Genomic DNA, 22,563 nt, shown 5'->3' with positions numbered 1-22,563 from the left:
CTTATCCCCTTTTTATAAATGATTTTAAAAAATGATCCTCAAATGTTTCCGCTTGTAGCGGATGACTGTAATAATACCCCTGGATCCAATGACAACCGTGCTCTGCAAGGAAAGCCGCCTGTGCTGCTTTTTCGACCCCTTCGGCGATTACGTTGAGCTGGAGGCTGTCAGCAAGGGTGATGATGGTTTTGGTTATGGCCGCATTGTTCCGATTTGTCGTGACGTCGTTAATAAAGGATTTGTCAATTTTTAGAGTATCGACAGGAAAATCTTTTAGATAGCCAAGGGAAGAATAGCCTGTACCGAAATCATCAATCGATATTTGGACACCGAGTTCTTTCAATTGGCCGATTGTTTTTAATGTGTGCTCCGTATTATGGATGATTAAATTCTCCGTTAGTTCAAGCTCAAGGTGCTTAGCGGGGAGGCCGGTTTCTTCTAATATGTCCGACACCGTAAGCACCAGGTTCTGTTGATTGAATTGTTGAGGAGATAAATTAGCGGACACGATCAATTCCGTATATCCAGAAGCAACCCATTTTTTCATTTGCTGACACGCTTCCCGTATGACCCATTCACCAAGGTTTGTAATAAGGCCTGTTTCCTCTGCCAGAGGAATGAATTGGCCGGGAGGGAGGGTGCCACGCCGTGGGTGGTTCCAACGGATTAGTGATTCCATACCAATGATCTTTTCTGTACGTACATCGAATTTAGGCTGGTAATACAGTTCAAATTCGTCATTTTTTTGCAATGCCTTGAAAAGGTCGTTCTCAAGCTGGATTTGTTCAAAGGTGCGACTCTCAATCTCTGGTGAAAACAACTGATATTGATTACCAGATAAGTCCTTCGCCTTGTACATCGCGACATCCGCGTGTTTGATCAACGTTTCGGCGGTATCCCCGTTTTCCGGGAAAAGACTGATGCCGATACTGGTTTTGATGGAAATCTCATGATCACCGATTACAAAAGGATCATTGAAAGCTTCTAGAATCCTTTTTGCACATTTCACGGCTCCTTCTTCCCTCTCAATCGTCGGTAGTAGAATGATGAACTCGTCCCCACCTTGTCTTGAGACGGTCGCACCGTTCGGCACAGCCTTTTGCAGGCGTTCGGCCACATTCAGCAGGACTTTGTCTCCAAAACTGTGCCCGAAAGTATCATTGATTTTCTTAAAGCGATCAAGATCAAGAAAAAGAATGGCAATAGGCTTATCTGCCAGTTCCGCATATTGAAGAGCCTGGTTGAGTCGATCCTGAAACAGCACACGGTTCGGTACGTTTGTCACGCTGTCGTAGTAGGCATGGTATTTGATTTTTTCTTCCATTTGTTTCCTGGAGGTTACATCTTTGAAAGTGACCACATAACCGGTAGTAAGATCGTTTTCCAGTTTAGGAGTGATAACGTATTCCACTGGGAAAGTATCCCCTGACTTTTTAAAGAAAAAATGATCTTTGTCTGTATGGCCGTCCTTTTGTTCGTAGTGTTCTAGGAACGTTTTTTGATCATCGAAGATCTGGGAATAAGGTGAACCTATGATTTCCCTTTCATTCTCATAACCTAATAATTCTGTAGCAGAGGGGTTCGCGAAAGTGATGTGTCCCTCAAGATCGATTCCAAAAATCCCTTCACCCGCTGAATTCAGAATCAAATCTTTCTCACGACTGATTTGCGTGAGCTCGGAAATGGCTTCCTCCAGCTCATCATTCTTTTGTATTAATTCGGACGTACGGTCCTGTATAATCATTTCCTGCTTCTCCATATAGAGCAAGTTGAAAAGGACGGGTGCGGTTGTATCTACAATCGATTCAGCTAATTGGCAGGCAGAGTCAGAGTAGACCTGACCGGCATCCTTCAGGTTTACAATGGCGATTGCACCCAGCACTTCCCCAAGCGAAACGAGAGGAATCATATATAAGCCTTTCATTCCGAACTTTTCGCAGATCTCCTTGTTCGTCCGGGGATCTTCAAAGACATCCGGGACTAGAATGGATGTCTTGGTATTAATCACTTCTTGAAAAACAGGATCCTCTCTATGATTAAACTGGGCTTTCTGGTGGGTTTCTTTCCAATCTTCTTCTGTCCACTCGCTTTCTTTACTGAGGCTTGCAGGCTTTAGTTTGTGTTCTGCAATGGGGTCAATGAAGTGGGCGCCGATATTTGGATTATCGAGGACTTCTCCTAAATAATAGAAGCATTTGTCCAGCGCTTCTTGTAAAGAGGAACATAAGGAAAGGTCACGGGTGACATTGAGCAACAGCTGCTTTTCACTGATCAATTTCTCTTTACGTGTCAGATTGTTTGCATTTCTAATCGCCACAGCAGCCATGTTGACGTAAGCTTTCACGGATTCGATTTCCGATTCTGTTAAATTCATCGGTGTTCCATAATCAAACAAAAACACGAGGCCGTAGAGTTCATTTTCATAAGAAATAGGCGCGACGAGCAGTGAATTAATTTTAAACGCCTGGATCGCCCGTTGGTCTGGACGGTCATCCTTGGATGTATCCGGTATGTATATGGTTTTTCTTGTTTCGATGACCTCTTTAGCGAGGAGATCATATTCCGGGTCCACGATGTGCATATCAAGCGTCATTCCATTGATCAAGGCCGGTTTTCCGACGTAGCCTTGGTAGGTACCATCCTCTCGAGGCAGGTAAATGCCCACAGAGTCGCACCGCATAATTTCTTCAGATATGGCTGTGACCACGTGTTCTAATACATCGCGTAAATCATGCTCCGTGTTGATGAGCTGTGTGATTTGAGCGAGGCGAGAATATCTAGTTTGTTCTTCAGCCATTGAAAAACCTCCATAGTTGTCATATTTTGATAAAGTTCGACTATTATAACGAACTTCCTGCATTTCAAGCATAACTTTTACAAAAAAACAAAGAAACAGGCACAAAAGGGGACTTTTGCGCCCGTTTTCTTACAATATATTCAATACGGCGCCAGCACCGACTCCAATCAAAACGATGGCCCAGGCTGGGACTTTAAAGAAGTGTAAAAGAGCGAAAAGAATGGCAGCAAGAGCAAAGTCTGCTCCTTCCATAATCGAACTTTTCAACACAGGGTCATAAAAAGCGGCAAGAAGAATGCCGACAACACTTGCGTTCACCCCTGTGAGGACTCCCTGGAAGGCTGGACGCTTTCTTAATTCATTTAGAAATGGAAGAGCGGCCATTAAAAATAAGAAAGATGGCAGGAAAATGCCTGCGGTAGCTACAAGAGCACCTGCAATGCCTTCGATCATTGTTCCCAGGTAGCTGGAGAATGTGAACAAAGGACCTGGTACAGCCTGTGCCATTCCATAACCGGCAAGGAATTCACTTGCCGTCAACCATCCCGTTGGCACCACTTCACGTTCAAGCATTGGCAAGACGACATGTCCGCCACCGAATACGAGAGAACCCACACGGAAGAACGTATCGAACAGTTGAATCAGCATGCTTTCGGTGTTTCTTGCAAGGATCGGCAAGAAGATAAGAAGAGTGGCCAAAATGCCAAGAGAAGCGACACCAATCTTCTTCGAAAACGTCACAGGAAATGGTTGAATCTTAGACTCCACCATGCCGGAGAACATTTTCCAACCGAATAATCCAGCAGCCAGGATGATCAACAACTGCATCCAAGCGGATGGATATAGAAGTAATATAAGTGCGGACACTAATGCTATGGCAATCCGCGGCCGGTCCGGCGTCAGTTTTTTTCCAAGACCAATCAAGGCATGCAGAACGACAGCTGCTGCTACGACCTTCAAGCTGTGGATGAAGGTCGCATCTGCGAGGTCAAAAGACTGGTATAACAGAGCAAAAAGAACGAGAACGATAATGGATGGTACCGTAAAACCGATCCATGAGATGATTCCGCCTAGCAATCCACCACGGAGCATACCAATTGCAATTCCGACCTGACTGCTTGCAGGTCCAGGGAGAAATTGACAAAGGGCGATAATGTCCGCATACGTTTTGTCATCGAGCCATTTTCTTCTATCGATATACTCATCCTTGAAGTAAGCCAGGTGGGCCACAGGACCACCGAATGAAGTAAAACCAAGCTTTGTTGATGCTTTAAATATTTCCAAGAGAGAACCTTTAGGTTTACTCATGATCAAGATTCCTCCAATCTTTTCCTAAGATTTCTTCCGCCAGTTCACGGACTTGTTCCCTTCCTTCAGCAAGCACTTCTCTGCCTTTATCCGTAATGACGTAATATTTTCTGATCTTTCCTTCCACTTTTTCTTCGTATTTCTCAAGCAATTCGTCTTTGTGGAGCTGTTTCAGTGTAGGATAGAGGGTTCCTGGGCTGATGTCATAGCCATGGGAAGCCAGCTCTTCCATAAGGAACGCTCCATAAATCGGTTCAATGCTTGCGTGATAGAGAATATGAATCTTGATCGATCCTAAGAAAAAGTCTCTGAGCACGGGAAGCACCTCCTGTATCGAATTCCGATATCAATATACGATATTGTGAAAAGAAAGACAATAAAAAACGCGCAAACTTTACGAAGTTTGCGCGAATCTTAACGTTTTATTTACTTAACGTATCTACCATTTGATCGATACTCATCCCATGGGCGATCACACCGTCAATCGTCCAGTGACTCGGATTGTTCACCTCGTACACCTGGCCGTTTTGGGCAGCAGCGGTGTTCTGCCATACAGAGCTGTTTTCAAGAATTTCGAATCCGGGCTCACCTTCATTCCCGATGAGGAATACGTGATCTGCATCCATCTCCCCGAGTTTTTCAAGAGCAACAGGGTTCCATTGCTCGCCTTCTTCAGGAAGACTTTGCAGGAATTCCGGTTTAGCGATTCCCATTTCATTGTAGAAAATGTCTGCGCCATAACGGTTTTCATCAAAAACATAGAACTGCTCGCCCATCGTCCAGACAAAAGCGACCGATTCATCCCCGATGTTTTCTTTGATTGTTGCAGAGGCTTCTTCCACTTTTTGGTCAAAGTCTGACAGCACTTGTTCCGCTTCGTCCTGTTTGTTCAGAATTTCTCCCATCGTTGTCAGTTGCTTCCGCCAATCAGCACCTGCTTCTTCATCGAACACGTACGTTTTGGCAATGCTGGAATAGTCTTCGTAGCTTCCGTTCTGCAAAGCGGAAGGTGCGCTGAAAATAATGAGGTCAGGGTTTTGCTCAATGGCTTGTTCCACAGGGAGATCCCAGCCGACTTTCGGTACGCCTTCAAGCTGTGGCTGCAAATATTCCAAAACCGTTTCGCCGATGGACCATTGGGCGACAGGCTTTTCTCCTAGAGCTACAAGTGAATCTTCTAGATATGGAGCAAGAATGCGCTCAGGCTTTTCTTCAAGTGTAATCTCGCCCATCGCATGTGTAAGTGTACGTTCGCTTGTTTCCTCTTTTGTGGCTTCATCAGATTCGTCGCTTGTGGACGATGTATCTTCACCGTCACTGCTGCATCCTGTAGCTAATAGGACAAGAAGCAGTAAACCGGTTATGTAAAGGGTTACTTTTTTCGACATTTATTTGTTCCTCCTAAGAAATGTGTGATAAGATAATGATAATCATTATCATTGGATGTGTCAATTCATTATAGTAGATACATAGGTAGAGAGGGTCGCTGGCTGTGGAGGAACGAACGAGAGAAGCTAACAAAGAATGGAATGAAGTAACGAGAAAAGTGTGGCGTGCGGCCTTTCTTTTTACAGGTGGCATAATTCTATTAGCTGTCACGATGGCCTTATCGATCTCTGTAGGAGTGACCGACATTTCCATCCGAACGGTTTGGGAGTCGGTGTTCGCTTTTGCTCCGGAGTCTACGAGTCATGCCGTCGTTCGTGAGCTGCGTATGCCACGTGCTTTAGCAGGGGCCCTTGTCGGTGCGTTTTTAGCTGTGTCGGGTGCGGTTATGCAGGGGCTGACGAGAAACCCTCTTGCTTCCCCGTCCATTATGGGGGTCACGCATGGGGCGGCGTTTGCCTTAATTTTGACAATCGTCTTTTTCCCTGCCGTCAGTAACATCGGAATGACAGCAGCCGCTTTTGTCGGGGCAGGACTCGGAGTCATTCTCGTTTTTGCCGTAGGGGCCTTTTCTAAAGGTGGTCTGACACCGGCAAAGTTAGCTCTTGCCGGTGTCGCTATCGGTGGTATGTTGAGTTCCCTTTCATCGGCCATTTCTTTACACTTCCAAGTGGCCAAACAAATGAGCTTCTGGTATGCCGGTGGACTAGCCGCAACGGACTGGGTTTCTATTCAAATCCTGCTGGTTGCAGGGGTGGTCGGATTGACCTTGGCTGTTTTGATTTCTAAATCTGTTACGATTTTAAGTCTCGGAGATGAGGTTTCCAAAGGCCTTGGTCAAAATACATTCCTTGTTAAAGCTCTCGGCGTCATCGTTGTTTTCGTTTTAACTGGCGCGGCTGTTTCTGTTGCTGGGACAGTCGGTTTCATCGGTCTTGTGATCCCTCACGTGGCACGTTTCTTCGTCGGATCTGATTACCGGCTGATCATCCCCGTCTCGGCTGTGCTAGGCAGTTTGCTTCTTGTACTGTCAGATATCGGTGCGAGACTCGTCAACGCTCCTTACGAAACGCCGGTTGGAGCGATTACAGCATGTATCGGGGTCCCATTTTTCCTTTACCTTGCTCGTGGTGAAGGGAGGGGATCCTTATGAAAAAGACACGTTTTTCGTTCGTGATGGCTGTGCTGTTTCTATTCTTAAGCTTCATGGTCCTCATTAGTTTGAATATGGGCGTTGTTAAAATTGCACCTCTGGATGTTCTGAAAACGTTCATCGGACAAGGGACCGACCGGCAGGAGTTGGTGCTTTTCAATTTCAGGCTTCCGTCCATGGTCCTTGCTCTTTTTGTTGGTGCAGGTCTTGCCGTTTCCGGGGCGATTCTCCAAGGCGTCACGCAAAACGACCTTGCAGACCCTGGCATTCTAGGGATTAATACCGGCGCAGGATTTGCCGTCATTTTATATATTTTCTTTTTTCAACAGTCGATGGCGATGGTGAGTGGAGTGGGTATTTATATTTTGCCATTGTTTGCCCTCATCGGTGCGTTCCTCGCGGCTTTTCTCGTGTATGCACTGGCTTGGAAAAAAGGTGTCAACCCTATCCGTCTTATCCTTGTCGGGATTGGTGTGAACGCAGGTTTCAGTGCTGTCCTCATCATCTTTCAAGTGAAAATGAACCCACAGGATTTCAATCAGGCGCTCGTCTGGTTGGCGGGGGATTTGTGGATGGGCAATTGGAATCTCGTTCTGGTCATCGTACCTCCGATTCTCTTGTTAATCGGTTGGGCCATCTATCAATCCCGGACGCTGAACATTATGAACTTAGGAGATTCCATGTCCATGGGTCTCGGCATCCAAGTAGAAAAAGCTCGTCGAACATTTTTACTGCTTGCTGTCGGTCTTGCCGGTTTATCTGTAGCGGCAGGTGGTGGCATAGCCTTCCTTGGTCTTGTAGCTCCTCATATCGCCCGCAGAATCGTCGGACCTGGGCATCAACGGATGATTCCGACTGCGGCATTGATTGGAGCAATATTTTTAGTCGTGGCTGATACAATCGGCAAAAATATCATTGCCCCTGCAGAGATTCCTGTGGGGATCGTCGTGTCAATTGTCAGCACGCCATATTTTGTCTATTTGCTTATGAAAACCCAATAGAAGAAGGAGTTCACGTCCATGGAAGAGATGTACGATGTAACGGTGATTGGTGGAGGAACGACAGGTTTATACGCTGCTTTTTATAGTGGAATGAGAGATTTAAAGACAAAAGTGATTGAGTACCAGCCTCAGGTCGGAGGGAAAGTTTCCTTTTTCTATCCGGAGAAGGAAATCTATGACGTGGGCGGATTCCCGGGAATTACTGGTGAAGAACTAGTCGCGAATGTTAAAGAACAGGCAAAGATGATCGATCCTGCTTTTGTGACGGGTGTGAAAGTGACATCTTTGGAGAAAAAGGATGACGGAACTTTATTGTTGGAAACCGATGACGGTCAAACGCATCATACGAAAACAGTGATTGTTGCTTCAGGGCTTGGAACGTTTGATATGCAGCCGCTGGAAGTGAAGGGCAGCGAGCATTATGACGGAAAGCAGATTCATTACACCATCCAAAACCTTGAACAGTATCGCGGGCAGAAAGTTGCCGTCGTCTCGCAAAATCGTGTCGGCATTGACTGGTCGCTCGCCCTCGAAGGGGTGGCAGAAGAGGTTCACCTTCTGAATCGCGGCGATGAGTTCAAGGCGGTTTATGAACAAGATGTTGAGAAGGTCGAGGCCTCTTCTGTTCACATTCATAGAAATAAGAAGATTGAAGAGCTGCGAGGCGAAGATGGTTTGAAAGAAGCGGTTCTTCAAGACGGATTGGTGCTCGAGGTCGATCATATCCTCGTGTACGAAGGCTTACAAATTGATAAGAGTTTATATGATGAATGGGGATTGGAAACGGATAAAGGGAGGATCCCCGTTTCAACAGATATGTGTGCCAGTATGGAAGGGGTATTCGTCGCAGGTGACGCGGCTGTTTATCCAGCAAAAACGATGCTCATTGCTTCTGGATTCAATGAAGCGATGGCAGCGGTGAACAGTGCCGCCAAGCATTTGGATCCAAATGCGAAGTCACAAGTGTATAGTACAGTGATCTATAAGCATAAATGAGAAAAACGCCGAACGACGGCAGGTGCTGTCGTTCGGCGTTTTTTTATATGGAGGCTGAATGGCCAGATGCTAATAAAAAGTCCGAAGTCCCTAATCACCTGACCCTGTAAGCCATAACCCTCGAGTTTAATGTAGTTCGCTCCATACGTATTGGTCTGGATCACGTCTGCACCGGAAATCACGTAAGCACGGTGGACGTTCAACACCTCTTCAGAGTGTGAGAGGTTCAGTTCTTCAAAACACCGATCGCTCCATCCCCGATCAGTGTCTTGTGTTGTAAAGCTTCGCGTAAATCCATCCCTTTCAACCTCCTGTTTGTAAAAATGCTTCGGATTCAATTTTTCCTAAAGCCTGATGAAAATCTTTGATTAAGTCATCTGGGTTTTCAAGACCGACTGATAAGCGTAGCAATCCATCTGTGATGCCGCGCTTTTCGCGCTCTTCTTTAGGCATGGAGGCGTGGGACATGCGGGCAGGGTAGGACAAAATCGATTCAACTGCTCCGAGACTCACGGCATACACGGGGAGTTCTACATGTTTCGTAAACTGCCTTACCGCATCTTCATCTCGCAGGCGGAAGGACAATACTGCACCAGAACCTTCAGCTTGATAGGCTTGCGTCGAGCTCCCCGGATGAAAACGGAACCCTGGATAGTAAACCTGCTCCACGAGTGGATGAGCGCTCAATTTTTCTGCAATCTTTACAGCCGAAGCTTGAGACTGTGTCATTCGGCAATGTAAAGTTTTCAAGCCGCGAAGCACGAGCCAACAATCGTGTGCGCCGAGAATGGATCCGAATGAATTTTGTAAAAAACCAAGCTGCGTTGCGATTCCTTCATCTTTGGTAGCGGCAAGACCTGCGACCACATCGCTGTGACCGGCGATGAATTTCGTCGCACTGTGCAGGACAAGATCCGCACCAAGTTCGAGCGGACGCTGAAGGGCAGGGGTCATGAACGTGTTATCGACGAATGTCCAGCAATTGTTCGCTTTCGCTAATTTTGCGACTGCGCGGATATCTGTAATTTCAAGCGTCGGATTGGAAGGTGTTTCAATATATAAAAGTTTTGTGTTCGGCTGGATCGCAGTCGCTACTTCATGGAGGTCTGTCATATCCACAAATGTGTGATCGATTCCAAATCTGACGAGGACATCGCGAATCATTCGGAAAGTACCCCCGTAAACATCCCGGGTGATGACAACATGGTCGCCTTTCGATAAAAGCATGAAGGTTGTAGAAATTGCAGCCATTCCAGAGGCGAAAGCAAAGCCGTGACTTCCATTCTCAAGTCCTGCAATGGTATCTTCAAGAGCTTTCCGGGTCGGGTTACCAGATCGGCTGTAATCATAGCCCCCGGGATTGTCAAAATCCTGTTGATGGAAAGTGGATGCCTGCTGGATTGGGACACTGACCGCCCCGGTGTGCGGATCGAACTTATAATCACTGTGCAGCAATCGGGTTTGCAAAGAATGATCAGTCATCGTACAGATTCCTCCTTTGGTAGTTGGGCGAGGGTATAATCCAGATCTTGAATTAAATCATCGATGTGCTCGACACCGACAGAGAAACGGAGCAGACGATTACAGACCCCGTAGCTGATTCGGGTTTCTTCAGGAATATCGGCATGCGTCTGGGTCGCGGGGTAGGTGATAAAGCTCTCCACACCTCCGAGGCTCTCGGCAAAACTAATCAGGTTCAAGTTCCGCAAAAATGGATCAATCCACTCTTCGATTTGAAGTCTGAACGACACCATCCCACCTTTACCCGGGTAGAAAACGTCTGTCACGTGGGGGTGGTCCTCCAAGAAGGCAACCACAGATTTCGCATTCGCTTCATGTTGGCGCATCCGAAGGGGAAGGGTCTTCATCCCGCGCATCACAAGCCATGAATCGAAAGGAGAGAGAACAGCTCCAGATGTATTCTGATGAAAAGCGAGCTTCTCACTTACGGTTTTTCCTTTGCTCACAAGGATTCCGGCAAGAACGTCATTATGTCCGGCCAAATATTTCGTGGCACTATGGATGACCACATCGGCACCCTCGGCAATCGGCTGTTGCAACACCGGAGTGTACAGTGTGTTATCGACAATCAGTAGAAGGTCGTGGGTTTTTGCGACCGTTGATATTTGCTCAATGTCTGCCGTATGCATCAGTGGGTTTGTGGGCGTTTCCACATATATGGCTTTCGTCCGCTCATTGATGTAGGTGTGGATTCGATCAAGGTTGTTGCTGTCACAGTAATGAAAGCGGAGGTCATAACGCTCTTCCATGTGTTCAAACAAACGGAAAGTCCCGCCGTATAAATCTTCAGAGACGATGATTTCATCGCCTTTCTTGAAAAGAGATAGAGCGGTTTGGATTGCGGCCATCCCGGAGCTGAACGCAAATCCTGCATCACCACCTTCGATATCAGCGATCGAAGACTCTAAAATTTGACGGGTAGGGTTACTGGTTCGTGTATAATCAAAACCCGTTGACTCTCCTAAACCAGGGTGCCGGTAAGGGGTGGAAAAATAAACAGGAGGGTTGATCGCCCCTGTAGGTTCATGCCGCTGGTTCCCGGTCTGAACGAATTTCGTATCCGTGTGCGGACACATAACAACACATCCTTTACTAATTAATGGTTCAAATTAAGGCATTTTCTATTCCCGCATAAGCTCAACATCTGAAATAAACATAAAAAAAGCCTTCTTGAAGAAGAAGACTTTTGTGTGTACGGTTCTTCTTCTTATCTTTCAAGTTGATAAAAACAACTTGCTGGAGTTAGCACCTTTCTGGTCGAACCAGTGGTTGCTGAGGCTTCGTCGGGCCAGTCCCTCTGCCTCTCTTGATAAGAGATTCAATTGTATTTTTTTCTAATTGCTGATTACTCTACACTACTCAGAAAGTTTTGACAATATGCCGGTTAGGATTTTTCTGAAAATTTTTCGGGATGAGAAAAAAGCCTCCTTTTGAATGAGCAGGCTTAGATGGATGGGTTTTGTACCCCAGCTTCGATGTAGGAGCGGACGAGCTGCCAGTCTCCGTCAACTTTTTCAAACGTATCAAAAAAGAGGTTGGACGTCCCCAGCAGTTCTCCGTTTAATCGAATGGAGACCCAGAAGGCGGCAATGTGTGTGTTTTCATTAAGTTGGGTCTCGGAATGGTTGGTGTAAATCCAGGACATATCTTGATCCTGGAAATGGTCGAAAGCTTGACGCCATCCTTCGATCGACTCTTCATAAGAATAATCCACCAACTCCCCATGGCGGATTTCTCTTGCTTCGAGGTTTCGTGATGTCACTTTTTTTAAGTAATCCAAATCATGTTGGCTGGCTCGTCGTTTGTACTCTTCGTAAAAGGTTTGAAAATCCAAATCTATTCCTCCTCTATTAAGAATGGTTCGACAGAGGAGGTGGGATTCCTGTGATTTAATGACATATTCCTAAGTTGTAGAGAACAGTTTTAATTTGTAAGGCAAGCGTGACGATCCAGAGCAGGTGAGCGACGGCATTCATCCCATACCAGGTCGTCTTTTTCTTCATTTGTCCGCGTTTCTTATATAGAAAGGCCACCAAGGGTATGGTCAGGACAGTAAAAATAGCCGTCAAGCCGAGAAGTCCTTTGTAGTCGCGAATCCAGATGAAATCATTAAAAAGGGGGATGATGATCGTAGGAGTATAAATGACAGATAAGAAGTAAACCCCGATGGACCAGGAGATGATCATGAACAGCAGGTTAATCAGAAGTGGGTAGGTTTTCACGGGCACACCCCTCGTTTCATTAATCCGATTTGTTTAGTCGGGTTAATGATATCCTACGTCCATGGCACAGAATTGTCAACGTTTTATCCGTATTCTTTTTGATGGTTTTTTTTCTTCTTTAGATAATCTTCATCTTCCCTGGCCAGAATCCATTTTTCTTCGAAAATCTTTGCGGATTCCGCTTTCTCATCGTCGATGTCGCGTTCATTCACTTCCCCGTTGTTATCATACTTTTTCCCACCCTTATAGTTGGCGTATCTCCGCGAGCGTGTATAGCCCATCTGCAGGAATTTCCGGGCCATATCCATACCAACGAAGTCATCCGCTTCTTTATAATCGAGGAACATCTGGTAGATTTTGTCCGATGACTCCCTGGCAATCTCAGGTGTCTTGAAGCGCCAGTGGGCAAGAATTTCACTTTTATAGGGTTCGACGAGTAAGACGCCTTGTTCTCCTCGTCCGACACGGTACTTTTCAGGGTTTTTGCGAAAGTCGATGTTGTCAAAATCGAGATCATAGTCAAATGCCATCTTCATTCTTCCTTTCTGTGTTCTCGACACCAAACATATTGAGTTCAAGATCCTGGGAGAGTTTTTTTATTAAAGCTCCTCCAGCTGTACTGTTTCCTTTTTTATCAATAGCTGGTCCTACGACGCCGATGCCCATTCGGCCGGGAGATGAACCGATGATGCTTCCAGATACCCCGCTTTTACAAGGAAAGCCGGCTTCTACTGCATAATGGCCGGAGGAATTATACATCCCTGAGGTCATCATGATTGCTTTTACTGTGCGTAAGTGGTGGGAAGGGATGAGCTTTTCATCTGTTTCAAGATCCAGCCCTCCTTTGGCTAAAAACAGACCCACACGAGCGAAATCATGGCAGCACATCATGACTGAATTCATCCGAAAATAAAGGTCGAGTGCCTCTTCCACGTCTGTTACCAACGTCCCGGTACTCTGCATGAAGTAGGCGAGGGAGCGGTTACGTGCACCATTCGCCTTTTCCGCTTCGTACACTTCCTCACTCATTTCAAGTTGTTCATTATTCGTCACCTTACGAAGGAATTCCATATAGCGGTTGAAGCGGTTATCAACGGTTTGTCCTTTGATCAGAGCAGAAACAGCGATGGCTCCAGCATTGATCATTGGGTTGAAAGGTTTACTCGTATCGTAAGACTCCAATTGGCTGATGGAGTTGAAAAAATCACCCATCGGTTCCATGCCTACCGTTTGGAACACACGCTCTTTTCCGAAATCCTGTAGAGCAAGCATAAGGCCGATGATTTTTGAGGTACTCTGCATCGGGATAAACTTGTCATTATCACCGGCTGCAAAGCATTCTCCTTCTGTTGTGATGATGGTTACGCCAAGGTAGTCTTTAATGGTTTCGTCGTATTCGGGTATGATCATGTTGACATTTCCGGATGAAGCGAACGGGCGGCTGTCTTCAATGGCTTCCACGAGGTAATCGTTCGTCAATTCCTGCATATCTTTGCTCCTTTTCTATAGGAAGTTCTATGAAATCAATGGAATATGGTAGTTATGTACCTTTTTTAAAAAGGGGATAAACAAAAAACGGCACCCATGAGGAGGGTGCCGTAATCTGTTATTCCTGTTTCAAGTAGCGGCGGTCTTTAAGGAAAAGACGCCAGAAAAGGTAGAAGGCTGGAATGAGAATGCCGAATCCGACCGCGTAGACGATCAGCATCTGATAGAACGTATCAGGGTTTGTAAACCCGTCTTCAATTGTGATGTCCGGATAGATCAAGTAAGGCAGGTGGGCGGCCCCGTAAGCATAAATGGCGATGGCATACTGAAGTCCGACCATAATGACGGCAGCCCTTGCCAGACCGCGGCGACCGTCTTTTTTCTTTATAAAGAGAAAAGCGTATCCGATGATAAAACACAGCAGGGATAATCCGAACGCCACCCAGTGTTCCTGAATGTTATCGACAATCCACGATGCCTCTTCAGGGAATGTGCTAATCGTCAGCATGGCAATGGCGATACTGACAGGGCCAAGCCACAGGGAATGCTTACGGAATGTATCATACGCGTTCCAATCCTCCGCTTCCTTGGCGTAGTCCATTAGAAAAATGGCAGAGATGAACAGCTCGGTCGATAATCCGAATAAGATGTGCATGTACAAGGTCGGATGGGTAAGCAGTTCTCCGTATTGCAGGCGAGGATAGCCACTTTCAAAGCTGACGAAACCTCCCAAGGTAATTGGTAGAATACTGACAAGAAGTGCCGGTATGATCAATCCTGTAAAGCCGGAAGTCAGCCGGAGCAAGTCTTTGTACCGATCAGCGTGATGCTGGAAAACCATAAACGTCGTTCGGATTGTCAACAGCAGAACTCCAAGTCCAACAGGGACGAGCAATACATTACTGAGCAGAGTCGTTGCGAACGGAAAAAAGGTGACCACAGATACGACGAAAATGACGAGAAAGACGTTGGTCACTTCCCATGTGGGAGAAAGAAAACGGTTGGCGATTTGGGAGGCGCTTTTCTCTTCATTCTTTCCGTAGATCATCCCCCAGAAACCAGCACCGAAGTCAAGAGACCCTAGGATGGAATAGACGAAAAGCAAGCTCCACAAAATTGTAATCGCTAATGTTGATGCTTCCATAGGTTGTACGTCCTTTCTGGGATGATGTTCTCTTACACTTCCCGCGCCTCCAAATCTTTACGGACCGGGTTCCGCTTGAAGTAGTACCGCATGACAAAACCGGTGACAAAGAGCAGCGTGATGTAAAGAGTCATGAACAGGTAGAAAAGAAAACCGACACTGTTGGATTTGGTAGCTGCCTCATCTGTCCGCAGCACTTCATTAATGGTCCACGGTTGACGCCCGATACAGCTGAAGCACCAGCCTGTTTCAATGGCAAGCATCGCGAGTGGGCCACTGACAACGAGTGTAGCCAGAAGCCAGCTTGGGAATTCTTTTTTTAGAACGTGCTTCCAGAACAAAGCGAGGAACGAAATCATAATAAGTACCGTTCCTATACCGACCATGACATTGAAGAGGATGTGGACGTAAAGTGGCGGCCATAATTCCTCGGGCCATTCATTAAGGCCCATCACTTCTGTATCCAATCGGTCACCAGCAAGAAAACTGAGTCCATAGGGGATTTCAACCGCATATTTCACCCGTTGATCCTCAAGAGAAGTATAACCACCGACGGATAATGGAGCGTAGCGTTGAGTTTCGAAAAGTCCTTCTGCAGCTGCCAATTTCCGTGGGTTGTATTCATGAAGCATCTGGGCGGTTTCATGACCATTGACCGCTGTTGCAAGAGACATGAGAGCACCGAAGTAAAGAGCGATGGTCAATGCTTTTTTATGATAGGCACGTTCGGCTTTCGAAATTTTACTCCTCATTAACCGGAGTGCGGCAATCGATGCGATGAGAAATGCGACGGTCATATAAGCAGACAAAGTCACGTGAAGGGCGGTGACTCCGAAACTTGGATTGAAAAAGGCAGCCCACGTATCTACATCTGTGATCTCCCCATTTGGTGTGATGTTGAAGCCGGCGGGCGTATTCATCCACGCATGGACATCGGTAATTAGTATGGCCGACGCTGTCGCACCAAGTGCGACAGAAATAATGCTGACCAGTCTCAATGTCGGAGGCAGGCGATCAGCCGCATATAAATAAATCGACATGAACACGGCTTCGATAAGAAAAGCGAAAATCTCCATTTGGAACGGGAGTGCGATGACTTGTCCGACGATCTCCATAAAGTCAGGAAACAAGAGGGAGATCATGACACCGACAATGGTTCCTGAAGCAATCGATACGGCGAGTAGTATAGCGAAACCTTTCGTCCATCGTTTCGCCATCAGTGCATAATCCGGATCTTTCTTTATGAAGTGAAGGACTTCCGCGATGATGATCATGACCGGAAGTCCAACACCGATCGTTGCATAAATAATATGAAACCCAAGCGACGTTCCGAACAAGGCCCGGGCCATTACGACGATATCCATTGATCTCCACCTCACATGCGAATTCAATACCTCGCTTATTTTTCCAATGTGATGGTGGATTATTCGTCAGGAGGAATGTTTTTCTACGACTACCATATACTCATCGATGGCAAATGATTGAACTCGGTTGTTTTCTTCTTGAATGCAAAAGTGACTCTTTGCTTCATCGGGCGCTTGTTTGAAAAGTTCTTCAACGGCTTTTTGGTCTGCTTCGTTATCTAATGTACGGCATACCCAGTCTGAAAAAGGCATGGCTTTCTTCCGAGTGAGGTGCTTCTTTACGCTCAACTGGTGGGTGCAGAAAAGTTTTTCCCATTCACTGACTTTAAGGGCGCGGACGTGGCTGTAATCTCGCATTTTTTCAAAACGATTATAAAACTCATCCAATTCATCATCTTCAGGTGCCACGTTATCAATCATGAGAAATCTGCCCTGGCCTTTTAAGACACGAGCCACTTCTTTTATAAAATCGTGCGGAGCAGGAAAATGGTGGGGAGCGATACGGCAGGTGACGAGATTGAAACTCTCATCAAGAAAAGGCAGTTGTTCGGCATCTGCGACGACGTATTCAATATTTTGTTGAGAATTCAAGTGACGGGCGGTGTTTTGCAGCATGTCTTTCGTAAGGTCTGTGGCGAAAACCGTTGCACAATAGCTGCTTAACGCTTTCGCAACATGCCCTCCTCCTGTAGCGACATCCAATGCTTTGTGGGAAGGGGCGGGTTTCAGCCACTCGATCATCTTATCAAGGTCGGATTGCTTATTATGTGTCTTGCTATCAATATACGCCTGCTTATTCTTCGAAAATACTTCCTGAACGTGACGTTTCACTTCATCTGACATTTGAAATCCCTTCTTTCCTGTCTAGTTATCTTTATTGTAAGCAAGACTGGTGATTTGCGATAATATGGAATTTTTATAGAAAGCGATAAGATAAAGTGAATACGTATAAGGTTCTGAAAAATGGGCGAGGATGAGGGTAAGAAAGCTTTGACATACAAAAGATTACATTGTAGGATATGGAGAAGATACGTATAGTTTCGTTGACGAGAAGAGTAGGCTTTATTCCGGTCTTAAGAGAGTCGCTGGTGGGTGCGAAGCGATGGCGGATAATAGCTGAAGATCATCTCTGAGAAGTTCTGCTGAAATGATACAGAGTAAGTGGAACCGGTTGGCGGCCGTTATCCGTTATGTGAACCGAGAGCCGTGCATGGGATGCGCGGAATATGGGTGGTACCGCGGAATCGAATCCGTCCCTGTTGTTACAGCAGGGGCGGATTTTTATTTTGTTCCTGCCGTCATTGGAAGTTTTTTTATCATTTTCTATACAAAAAAATAAAAGGGTAAGAGGTGGAAGAAATGCGCAGTGTCAATACGAAAGAAGCGGCTTTAGACCGCGAAAATCGTGTCAAAGATTACTGGAATAAAGAAAACGTCTTCCGTCGCTCAATGAACGAGCGCGAAGGTGCAGAAACATTTGTTTTTTATGAAGGACCGCCAACAGCCAACGGCCTTCCTCACGCTGGTCACGTCCTTGGCCGCGTCATCAAGGACTTTGTCGGACGTTACAAAACGATGCAGGGTTATCAAGTGCTCCGTAAAGGCGGCTGGGATACACACGGTCTGCCGGTAGAGCTTGAAGTTGAGAAGCAGCTCGGCATCTCCGGGAAACAGCAGATCGAAGAGTACGGCGTAGAAAAGTTCATCGAGAAATGTAAGGAAAGTGTCTTCAACTACGAAAAAGAATGGCGCGAATTTACGGAATCAATCGGCTACTGGCTCGATATGGATGATCCGTATGTCACTCTTCAAGACCGTTATATCGAAAGTGTCTGGTATATCTTGAGTGACCTTCACAAGCGTAATCTGCTTTCTAAAGGCCACCGTGTTACGCCATACTGCCCGAGCTGTCAGACGACACTAAGCTCACACGAAGTGGCTCAGGGATATGAAGATGTCAAAGACCTATCCGCAACCGCGAAGTTCAAAGTGAAGGGTTCTGAAAATGAATTCTTCCTGGGCTGGACGACAACGCCTTGGACGCTGCCTGCCAACGTAACGCTAGCTGTTCATCCGGACCTTGATTACATCAAGGCGAAGAAAGATGGCGAAGTGTACATCGTAGCTGAAGCTCTTGCTGAGAAGAACCTTGGGGAAGAGTACGAAGTTGTTTCCAAGCATAAAGGGAGCGATTTCAAGGATGTTGAATACCAGCCGCCATTCCCGTTCGTTAAGCCTGAACGTGGTCACTTCGTAGTGGAAGCAGACTTCGTTAACGCTGAAAGCGGTACAGGTGTCGTTCACATCGCACCAGCTTATGGTGAGGATGACTACAACTTGGTGAAGGAAAACAACTTGTCCTTCTTCAATGTCGTAGATGGTCAAGGCCGTTACACAGAGGATATTCCTCCATTTGAAGGACGTTTCGTCAAAGACTGTGACGTAGACATCGTGAAATACCTGGCGAATGAAGGACTTCTTTTCCATAAAGAAAAATACGAGCACAGCTACCCGCATTGCTGGCGTTGTGACTCTCCATTGCTTTACTACGCAATCGAGAGCTGGTTCATCAAGACGACAGAACTGAAAGATCAGTTCATCAAGAACAACCAGGAAGTGACTTGGCACCCGAACCACATCAAAGATGGCCGTTTTGGTAACTTCCTTGAAAACATGGTGGACTGGAACATCGGTCGTAACCGTTTCTGGGGAACACCACTTCCAATCTGGATGTGTGATTCTTGTGACCACCAGTACGCACCGCACAGCAAAGCGGATCTACAAGAAAAAGCGATCGGCGATATCGGTGATGTCGAGCTTCACAAGCCTTATGTCGACCGCGTGCAGGTGACGTGTGAGAAGTGTAGTGGCACGATGAACCGTGTACCTGAAGTCATCGATGTATGGTTCGACTCTGGTTCTATGCCATTTGCCCAGCAGCACTATCCGTTTGAAAACAAAGATCAGTTTGAGAAGCAGTTCCCTGCAGACGTCATCTGTGAAGGAATCGATCAAACACGTGGTTGGTTCTACAGCTTGCTTGCTGTTTCCACTCTGTTCACGGGTAAAGCTCCATACAAGCGTGTCCTTTCCACAGGTCACATCCTTGATGAAGAAGGACGCAAAATGTCCAAGAGTAAAGGAAATGCCTTGAACCCGACGGATCTTGTGACGAAATTCGGTGCCGACGCTTTCCGTTGGGCCCTGCTTGCTGACAGTGCTCCATGGAACAACAAGCGTTTCTCCGAACGTGTTGTCATCGAAGCGAAATCGAAAGTGATCGACACACTCGTGAACACGCACGGTTTCTATACGTTGTATGCGAATATCGATGGTTACACGTTCGATAAGAATGAAGAAGGCGAAAAGACATTGCTTGACCGTTGGGTTCTTTCCCGCCTGAACAGTGTGACAGGAGTCGTAGAAGAAGCCTTGAACGACTATGACTTCACGAAAGCTGCGAAAGCTCTTGAGAAGTATGTCGATGAAGTGAGTAACTGGTACATCCGCCGTTCTCGTGACCGTTTCTGGGAAGAAGGCATGACAGAGTCCAAAAAAGCCGCTTACCATACACTTCATGAAGTGTTGGCACAGCTGAGTCAGCTGATGGCTCCGTACACGCCGTTCCTTGCTGATGACATCTATCAGAACTTGACGGGTGAAAGTGTGCACTTGGCGTACTTCCCGAAAGTGGACGATACGGTTGTCAACACACAGCTTGAAAAAGATATGGATGCTGTCCTGCAAGTGGTTGAGCTTGCTCGTGGTGTCCGTAATACGGAATCCATCAAGACGAAGCAGCCGCTATCTGAGCTTGTCGTCATCCCGGTTAACCAGGATCAAGGAAAAGCGCTCGAAGAATACAGCAGCATCATCCGTGATGAGATCAACGTTAAGGAAGTTGTCGTGAAGCAATCCTCTGATGATCTTGTCCGTTATGAAGTGAAGCTGAACTTCCGTGCGGCAGGACCTGTCCTTGGGAAAAATGTCGGGCTTGTGAAAGGGTATCTTGAAAAACTTTCAGACGAAGAAGCAGCGAAAATCGTCCAGGATGAAAAGGTCGTTGTACCGACAGGGGATGGAGAAGTCGAAGTATCGATGGATCTGTTGAACGTAGAACGCGTTGCGGATGCTGGACTTTCTATGGGATCAAACCAGGACTTCCACGTTGTGCTTGATACGAACATCACAGAAGAGCTGCGTCTGGAAGGCCTCGCGCGTGAAGTGATCCGCGTGATCCAGGATGAACGTAAACAGCAGGATCTTCCAATCGATCTTCGTGTCGACATCGCCCTTGATGGAGACGCAGACGTAAAAGAAGCGATCCAGCAAAATGAACAGCTGATCCGTGAAAATGTTCTCGTGAATGATTTGACGGTCGGTGAAAAAGAAGCGATGAAAGAGTACACAGTCGGTGACCACCAGCTGAAACTAGCGCTTCAAAAATAAACGAGAGGGAAAGCTGGGGCATCTTAGGCTCCAGCTTTTCTATTTTCAGCGAGAGGATTTGTGTCTGAGATATCGAAGTAAACAACGAATACGATTATTCAGGAGGTAGATCCATGTTTAAGAAAATGGCGAGTGATGCATTAGGCTTAAGTGACATTGGAAAGATCATCAGAAAAGAAGATTTTGATAAGACGCAGTCTGATGATTTTGTCCTGACAGAGGATGGAGAAAAGATTCATTTTCTAATTAAATCCAAAAGTGATGAGTACTGCTTTACCAACCGTGCGCTCATTCACCTGGATGGTGACAAAGCGACAAGTAGTAAACGCAACATCTACCGCTATGATTATTATCAGCACCTCATTCGAAATGTCTCGGTAGAAACGGCAGGGACGATCGATTTGGATTTAGAAATCAAGTTTTACATTGGCGATCAGTATATGAGCATTGATATCGCCAAGGATGAAGGAGAAGCGATTGCGGACTTGTATAAATCTCTAGTGTCTATTTCTCAAATCCAGGAGGAAAATCAGCGACAGGCTGCTTTTGCGAAAGACAGCATCGGCATGGCGCAGGATCTTATTCATGACAACCGGTTCCATGAAAATGATATATCGAAAGAATTCAGTGAAGCGGCTTCCTTTGCGTATGATTGGTTTACACAAAAGTACAAAGAGAATACCCGCAAAGACTTTGCTGATGTGTTTGAGAAGTATATTCAGAATTAAAGAAAACCCGGATCATGTTTAATCACATGGTCCGGGTTTTTTAATTCACAGCTTCTCTGAATGCTTCTTCGGTCCCCACAAAGCTTAGCAGAGTGGAGAGATCTTTCCCTTCCTCTGATTGACAGTTGCTCACATACACCATAGGTCCGCGGAGAGTCACGTATTCACAATCGAAAGTGCCAGTAGGAGAAGACGGATACGCTCCATAATTGTTGATGAAACGGATGGCCTCTCCATTGTAGGAGAAGGAGTTTTGATAATGGGAGCCATCAGGATTGAAGATGGAGACATCGATTTCGTCTTCTCTTCCTTGCTCTACGTTGTTAATAAAAGCGGCCAATTTTTTAATGTTTTCAACTTCCAATGCCCCATTTTTTATTTGATCAAATTGTTCGGATTGATGTTCAACAATCACATGTCCATCTTTTTCCGCATCTTCAACCGTGTAGGGTTCTTCTGTTTCACCTTCAGAACAAGCGACTATAAAGATCAGGCATGCTACCCACAATAACTTCCTCATATAATCCTCCTACTATGTCATTTTCATTCCTTATATTTCCATTATTGCGCAAGAAGCGAAGGATGTACACACCTTATAAAGAAAAGCCGCCTCAGTAGTGAGTGCGGCTTCTGACCTATTCTTGTTCTTTCAATTCGTATAATGGAACCTTTTGAACGATATTCGGCTGATCTGTCGGGTGAATGCGCGCCATTTCATTACGTTCAATAACCTCTTCGATGTAAATTTCACGGTCTTCGTGCATGACCGGAATCATGTCTTCAGATTTGAAGATTTCTTTTGCGCGTTCTTTGTTCATCTCAACAACCCCTCCTTTTAAACGTAATATTCTCAAGAATGGGCTGTGGTATTCTCCTTAAAATAACGTTAAGTCACTTTCCACGTGCGTTAGGGCACTTTGAACCCGCGTTAAGTCACTTTCGTAAAAGTCAGGGCGCTTTCACTCACTGTTAAGTCACTTTTCCTGTCCAATAGGGCACTTTCATC

At 46.1% G+C, this 22,563-nt stretch carries 20 protein-coding genes, 1 pseudogene, 1 riboswitch and 1 other annotated feature; of the genes and pseudogenes, 5 read left to right on the top strand and 16 right to left on the bottom strand.

The window, feature by feature from the left end:
- Position 1: 1 nt before the first annotated feature.
- From K2225_RS18885 to K2225_RS18870, 4 genes are all read right to left on the bottom strand, one after another.
- Positions 2-2,797, bottom strand: a complete 2,796-nt coding sequence (locus K2225_RS18885; protein ID WP_220586167.1) for a sensor domain-containing phosphodiesterase — start codon at positions 2,795-2,797, stop codon at positions 2-4.
- Between the two features lie 129 nt (positions 2,798-2,926).
- Entirely contained in the window at positions 2,927-4,105 is a 1,179-nt protein-coding gene (gene chrA, locus K2225_RS18880) for a chromate efflux transporter (RefSeq protein WP_220586166.1), read from the bottom strand.
- A complete protein-coding gene (locus tag K2225_RS18875) occupies positions 4,098-4,421 on the bottom strand; it encodes a PadR family transcriptional regulator (protein ID WP_370632785.1) in 324 nt (107 codons plus the stop codon). The genes chrA and K2225_RS18875 overlap by 8 nt, the downstream gene beginning before the upstream one ends.
- Positions 4,422-4,527: 106 nt before the next feature.
- Positions 4,528-5,493, bottom strand: coding sequence for an ABC transporter substrate-binding protein (locus tag K2225_RS18870; RefSeq protein ID WP_220586165.1), 966 nt, complete (start codon positions 5,491-5,493; stop codon positions 4,528-4,530).
- A 98-nt stretch (positions 5,494-5,591) separates the two neighbouring features.
- On the opposite strand from K2225_RS18870, the gene K2225_RS18865 reads away from it, so the two are divergent.
- The 3 genes from K2225_RS18865 to K2225_RS18855 are packed head-to-tail and all read left to right on the top strand — an operon-like array spanning position 5,592 to position 8,641.
- The gene (locus tag K2225_RS18865) at positions 5,592-6,644 is read left to right on the top strand and encodes a FecCD family ABC transporter permease (protein ID WP_255574712.1); all 1,053 of its coding nucleotides are present in this window, start codon (positions 5,592-5,594) and stop codon (positions 6,642-6,644) included.
- A complete protein-coding gene (locus K2225_RS18860) occupies positions 6,635-7,645 on the top strand; it encodes a FecCD family ABC transporter permease (protein ID WP_370632787.1) in 1,011 nt (336 codons plus the stop codon). The genes K2225_RS18865 and K2225_RS18860 overlap by 10 nt, the downstream gene beginning before the upstream one ends.
- A gap of 18 nt (positions 7,646-7,663) precedes the next feature.
- Entirely contained in the window at positions 7,664-8,641 is a 978-nt protein-coding gene (locus K2225_RS18855) for an NAD(P)/FAD-dependent oxidoreductase (RefSeq protein WP_220586163.1), read from the top strand.
- Between the two features lie 89 nt (positions 8,642-8,730).
- Here K2225_RS18855 and K2225_RS18850 read toward each other — a convergent pair.
- The 10 genes and pseudogenes from K2225_RS18850 to K2225_RS18805 all read right to left on the bottom strand — a co-directional run.
- Positions 8,731-8,939 (bottom strand): annotated as a pseudogene (locus K2225_RS18850) (homocysteine S-methyltransferase family protein); the annotation flags it as partial.
- A 5-nt stretch (positions 8,940-8,944) separates the two neighbouring features.
- Positions 8,945-10,123 (bottom strand): cystathionine beta-lyase, encoded by a 1,179-nt coding sequence (gene metC / locus K2225_RS18845; protein ID WP_220586162.1) that lies wholly within the window; start codon positions 10,121-10,123, stop codon positions 8,945-8,947.
- On the bottom strand, positions 10,120-11,238 hold the full coding sequence (locus K2225_RS18840; RefSeq protein WP_220586161.1) for a methionine biosynthesis PLP-dependent protein: 1,119 nt from the start codon (positions 11,236-11,238) through the stop codon (positions 10,120-10,122). The genes metC and K2225_RS18840 overlap by 4 nt, the downstream gene beginning before the upstream one ends.
- 128 nt (positions 11,239-11,366) lie before the next feature.
- Positions 11,367-11,478, bottom strand: a riboswitch (SAM riboswitch).
- A gap of 128 nt (positions 11,479-11,606) precedes the next feature.
- Positions 11,607-11,996 (bottom strand): hypothetical protein, encoded by a 390-nt coding sequence (locus K2225_RS18835; RefSeq protein WP_220586160.1) that lies wholly within the window; start codon positions 11,994-11,996, stop codon positions 11,607-11,609.
- A 55-nt stretch (positions 11,997-12,051) separates the two neighbouring features.
- Positions 12,052-12,384 (bottom strand): hypothetical protein, encoded by a 333-nt coding sequence (locus tag K2225_RS18830; RefSeq protein ID WP_220586159.1) that lies wholly within the window; start codon positions 12,382-12,384, stop codon positions 12,052-12,054.
- A gap of 83 nt (positions 12,385-12,467) precedes the next feature.
- Positions 12,468-12,914, bottom strand: a complete 447-nt coding sequence (locus K2225_RS18825; protein WP_220586158.1) for a DUF4385 domain-containing protein — start codon at positions 12,912-12,914, stop codon at positions 12,468-12,470.
- Entirely contained in the window at positions 12,904-13,872 is a 969-nt protein-coding gene (gene glsA / locus K2225_RS18820; RefSeq protein WP_220586157.1) for a glutaminase A, read from the bottom strand. The genes K2225_RS18825 and glsA overlap by 11 nt, the downstream gene beginning before the upstream one ends.
- Before the next feature lie 118 nt (positions 13,873-13,990).
- Positions 13,991-15,016 carry a cytochrome d ubiquinol oxidase subunit II gene (locus K2225_RS18815; protein WP_220586156.1) on the bottom strand — a complete coding sequence of 342 codons (1,026 nt, stop codon included), beginning with the start codon at positions 15,014-15,016 and terminating at the stop codon, positions 13,991-13,993.
- A 32-nt stretch (positions 15,017-15,048) separates the two neighbouring features.
- Positions 15,049-16,380 (bottom strand): cytochrome ubiquinol oxidase subunit I, encoded by a 1,332-nt coding sequence (locus tag K2225_RS18810; protein WP_220586155.1) that lies wholly within the window; start codon positions 16,378-16,380, stop codon positions 15,049-15,051.
- Positions 16,381-16,446: 66 nt separating this feature from the next.
- Entirely contained in the window at positions 16,447-17,223 is a 777-nt protein-coding gene (locus tag K2225_RS18805) for a class I SAM-dependent methyltransferase (RefSeq protein ID WP_220586154.1), read from the bottom strand.
- 191 nt (positions 17,224-17,414) lie between these two features.
- Positions 17,415-17,641: a binding site (T-box leader), on the top strand.
- 98 nt (positions 17,642-17,739) lie between these two features.
- On the opposite strand from K2225_RS18805, the gene ileS reads away from it, so the two are divergent.
- Both ileS and K2225_RS18795 read left to right on the top strand, forming a co-directional pair.
- Entirely contained in the window at positions 17,740-20,829 is a 3,090-nt protein-coding gene (gene ileS / locus K2225_RS18800) for an isoleucine--tRNA ligase (RefSeq protein WP_220586153.1), read from the top strand.
- Between the two features lie 113 nt (positions 20,830-20,942).
- Complete coding sequence (locus K2225_RS18795; protein ID WP_220586152.1) at positions 20,943-21,557, top strand: PH domain-containing protein; 615 nt, start codon at positions 20,943-20,945, stop codon at positions 21,555-21,557.
- A gap of 40 nt (positions 21,558-21,597) precedes the next feature.
- On the opposite strand, the gene K2225_RS18790 is transcribed toward K2225_RS18795, so the two are convergent.
- A complete protein-coding gene (locus tag K2225_RS18790) occupies positions 21,598-22,077 on the bottom strand; it encodes a DUF4362 domain-containing protein (protein WP_220586151.1) in 480 nt (159 codons plus the stop codon).
- A gap of 115 nt (positions 22,078-22,192) precedes the next feature.
- Positions 22,193-22,375, bottom strand: coding sequence for an H-type small acid-soluble spore protein (locus K2225_RS18785; protein ID WP_115824538.1), 183 nt, complete (start codon positions 22,373-22,375; stop codon positions 22,193-22,195).
- Positions 22,376-22,563: the final 188 nt, after the last annotated feature.

Source organism: Halobacillus sp. Nhm2S1 (genome assembly GCF_019599545.1).
Classification (GTDB): Bacteria; Bacillota; Bacilli; order Bacillales; family Halobacillaceae; genus Halobacillus.
Note: the sequence above shows the minus strand (reverse complement) of the source record. Positions and strands in the feature narration are given on the sequence as shown.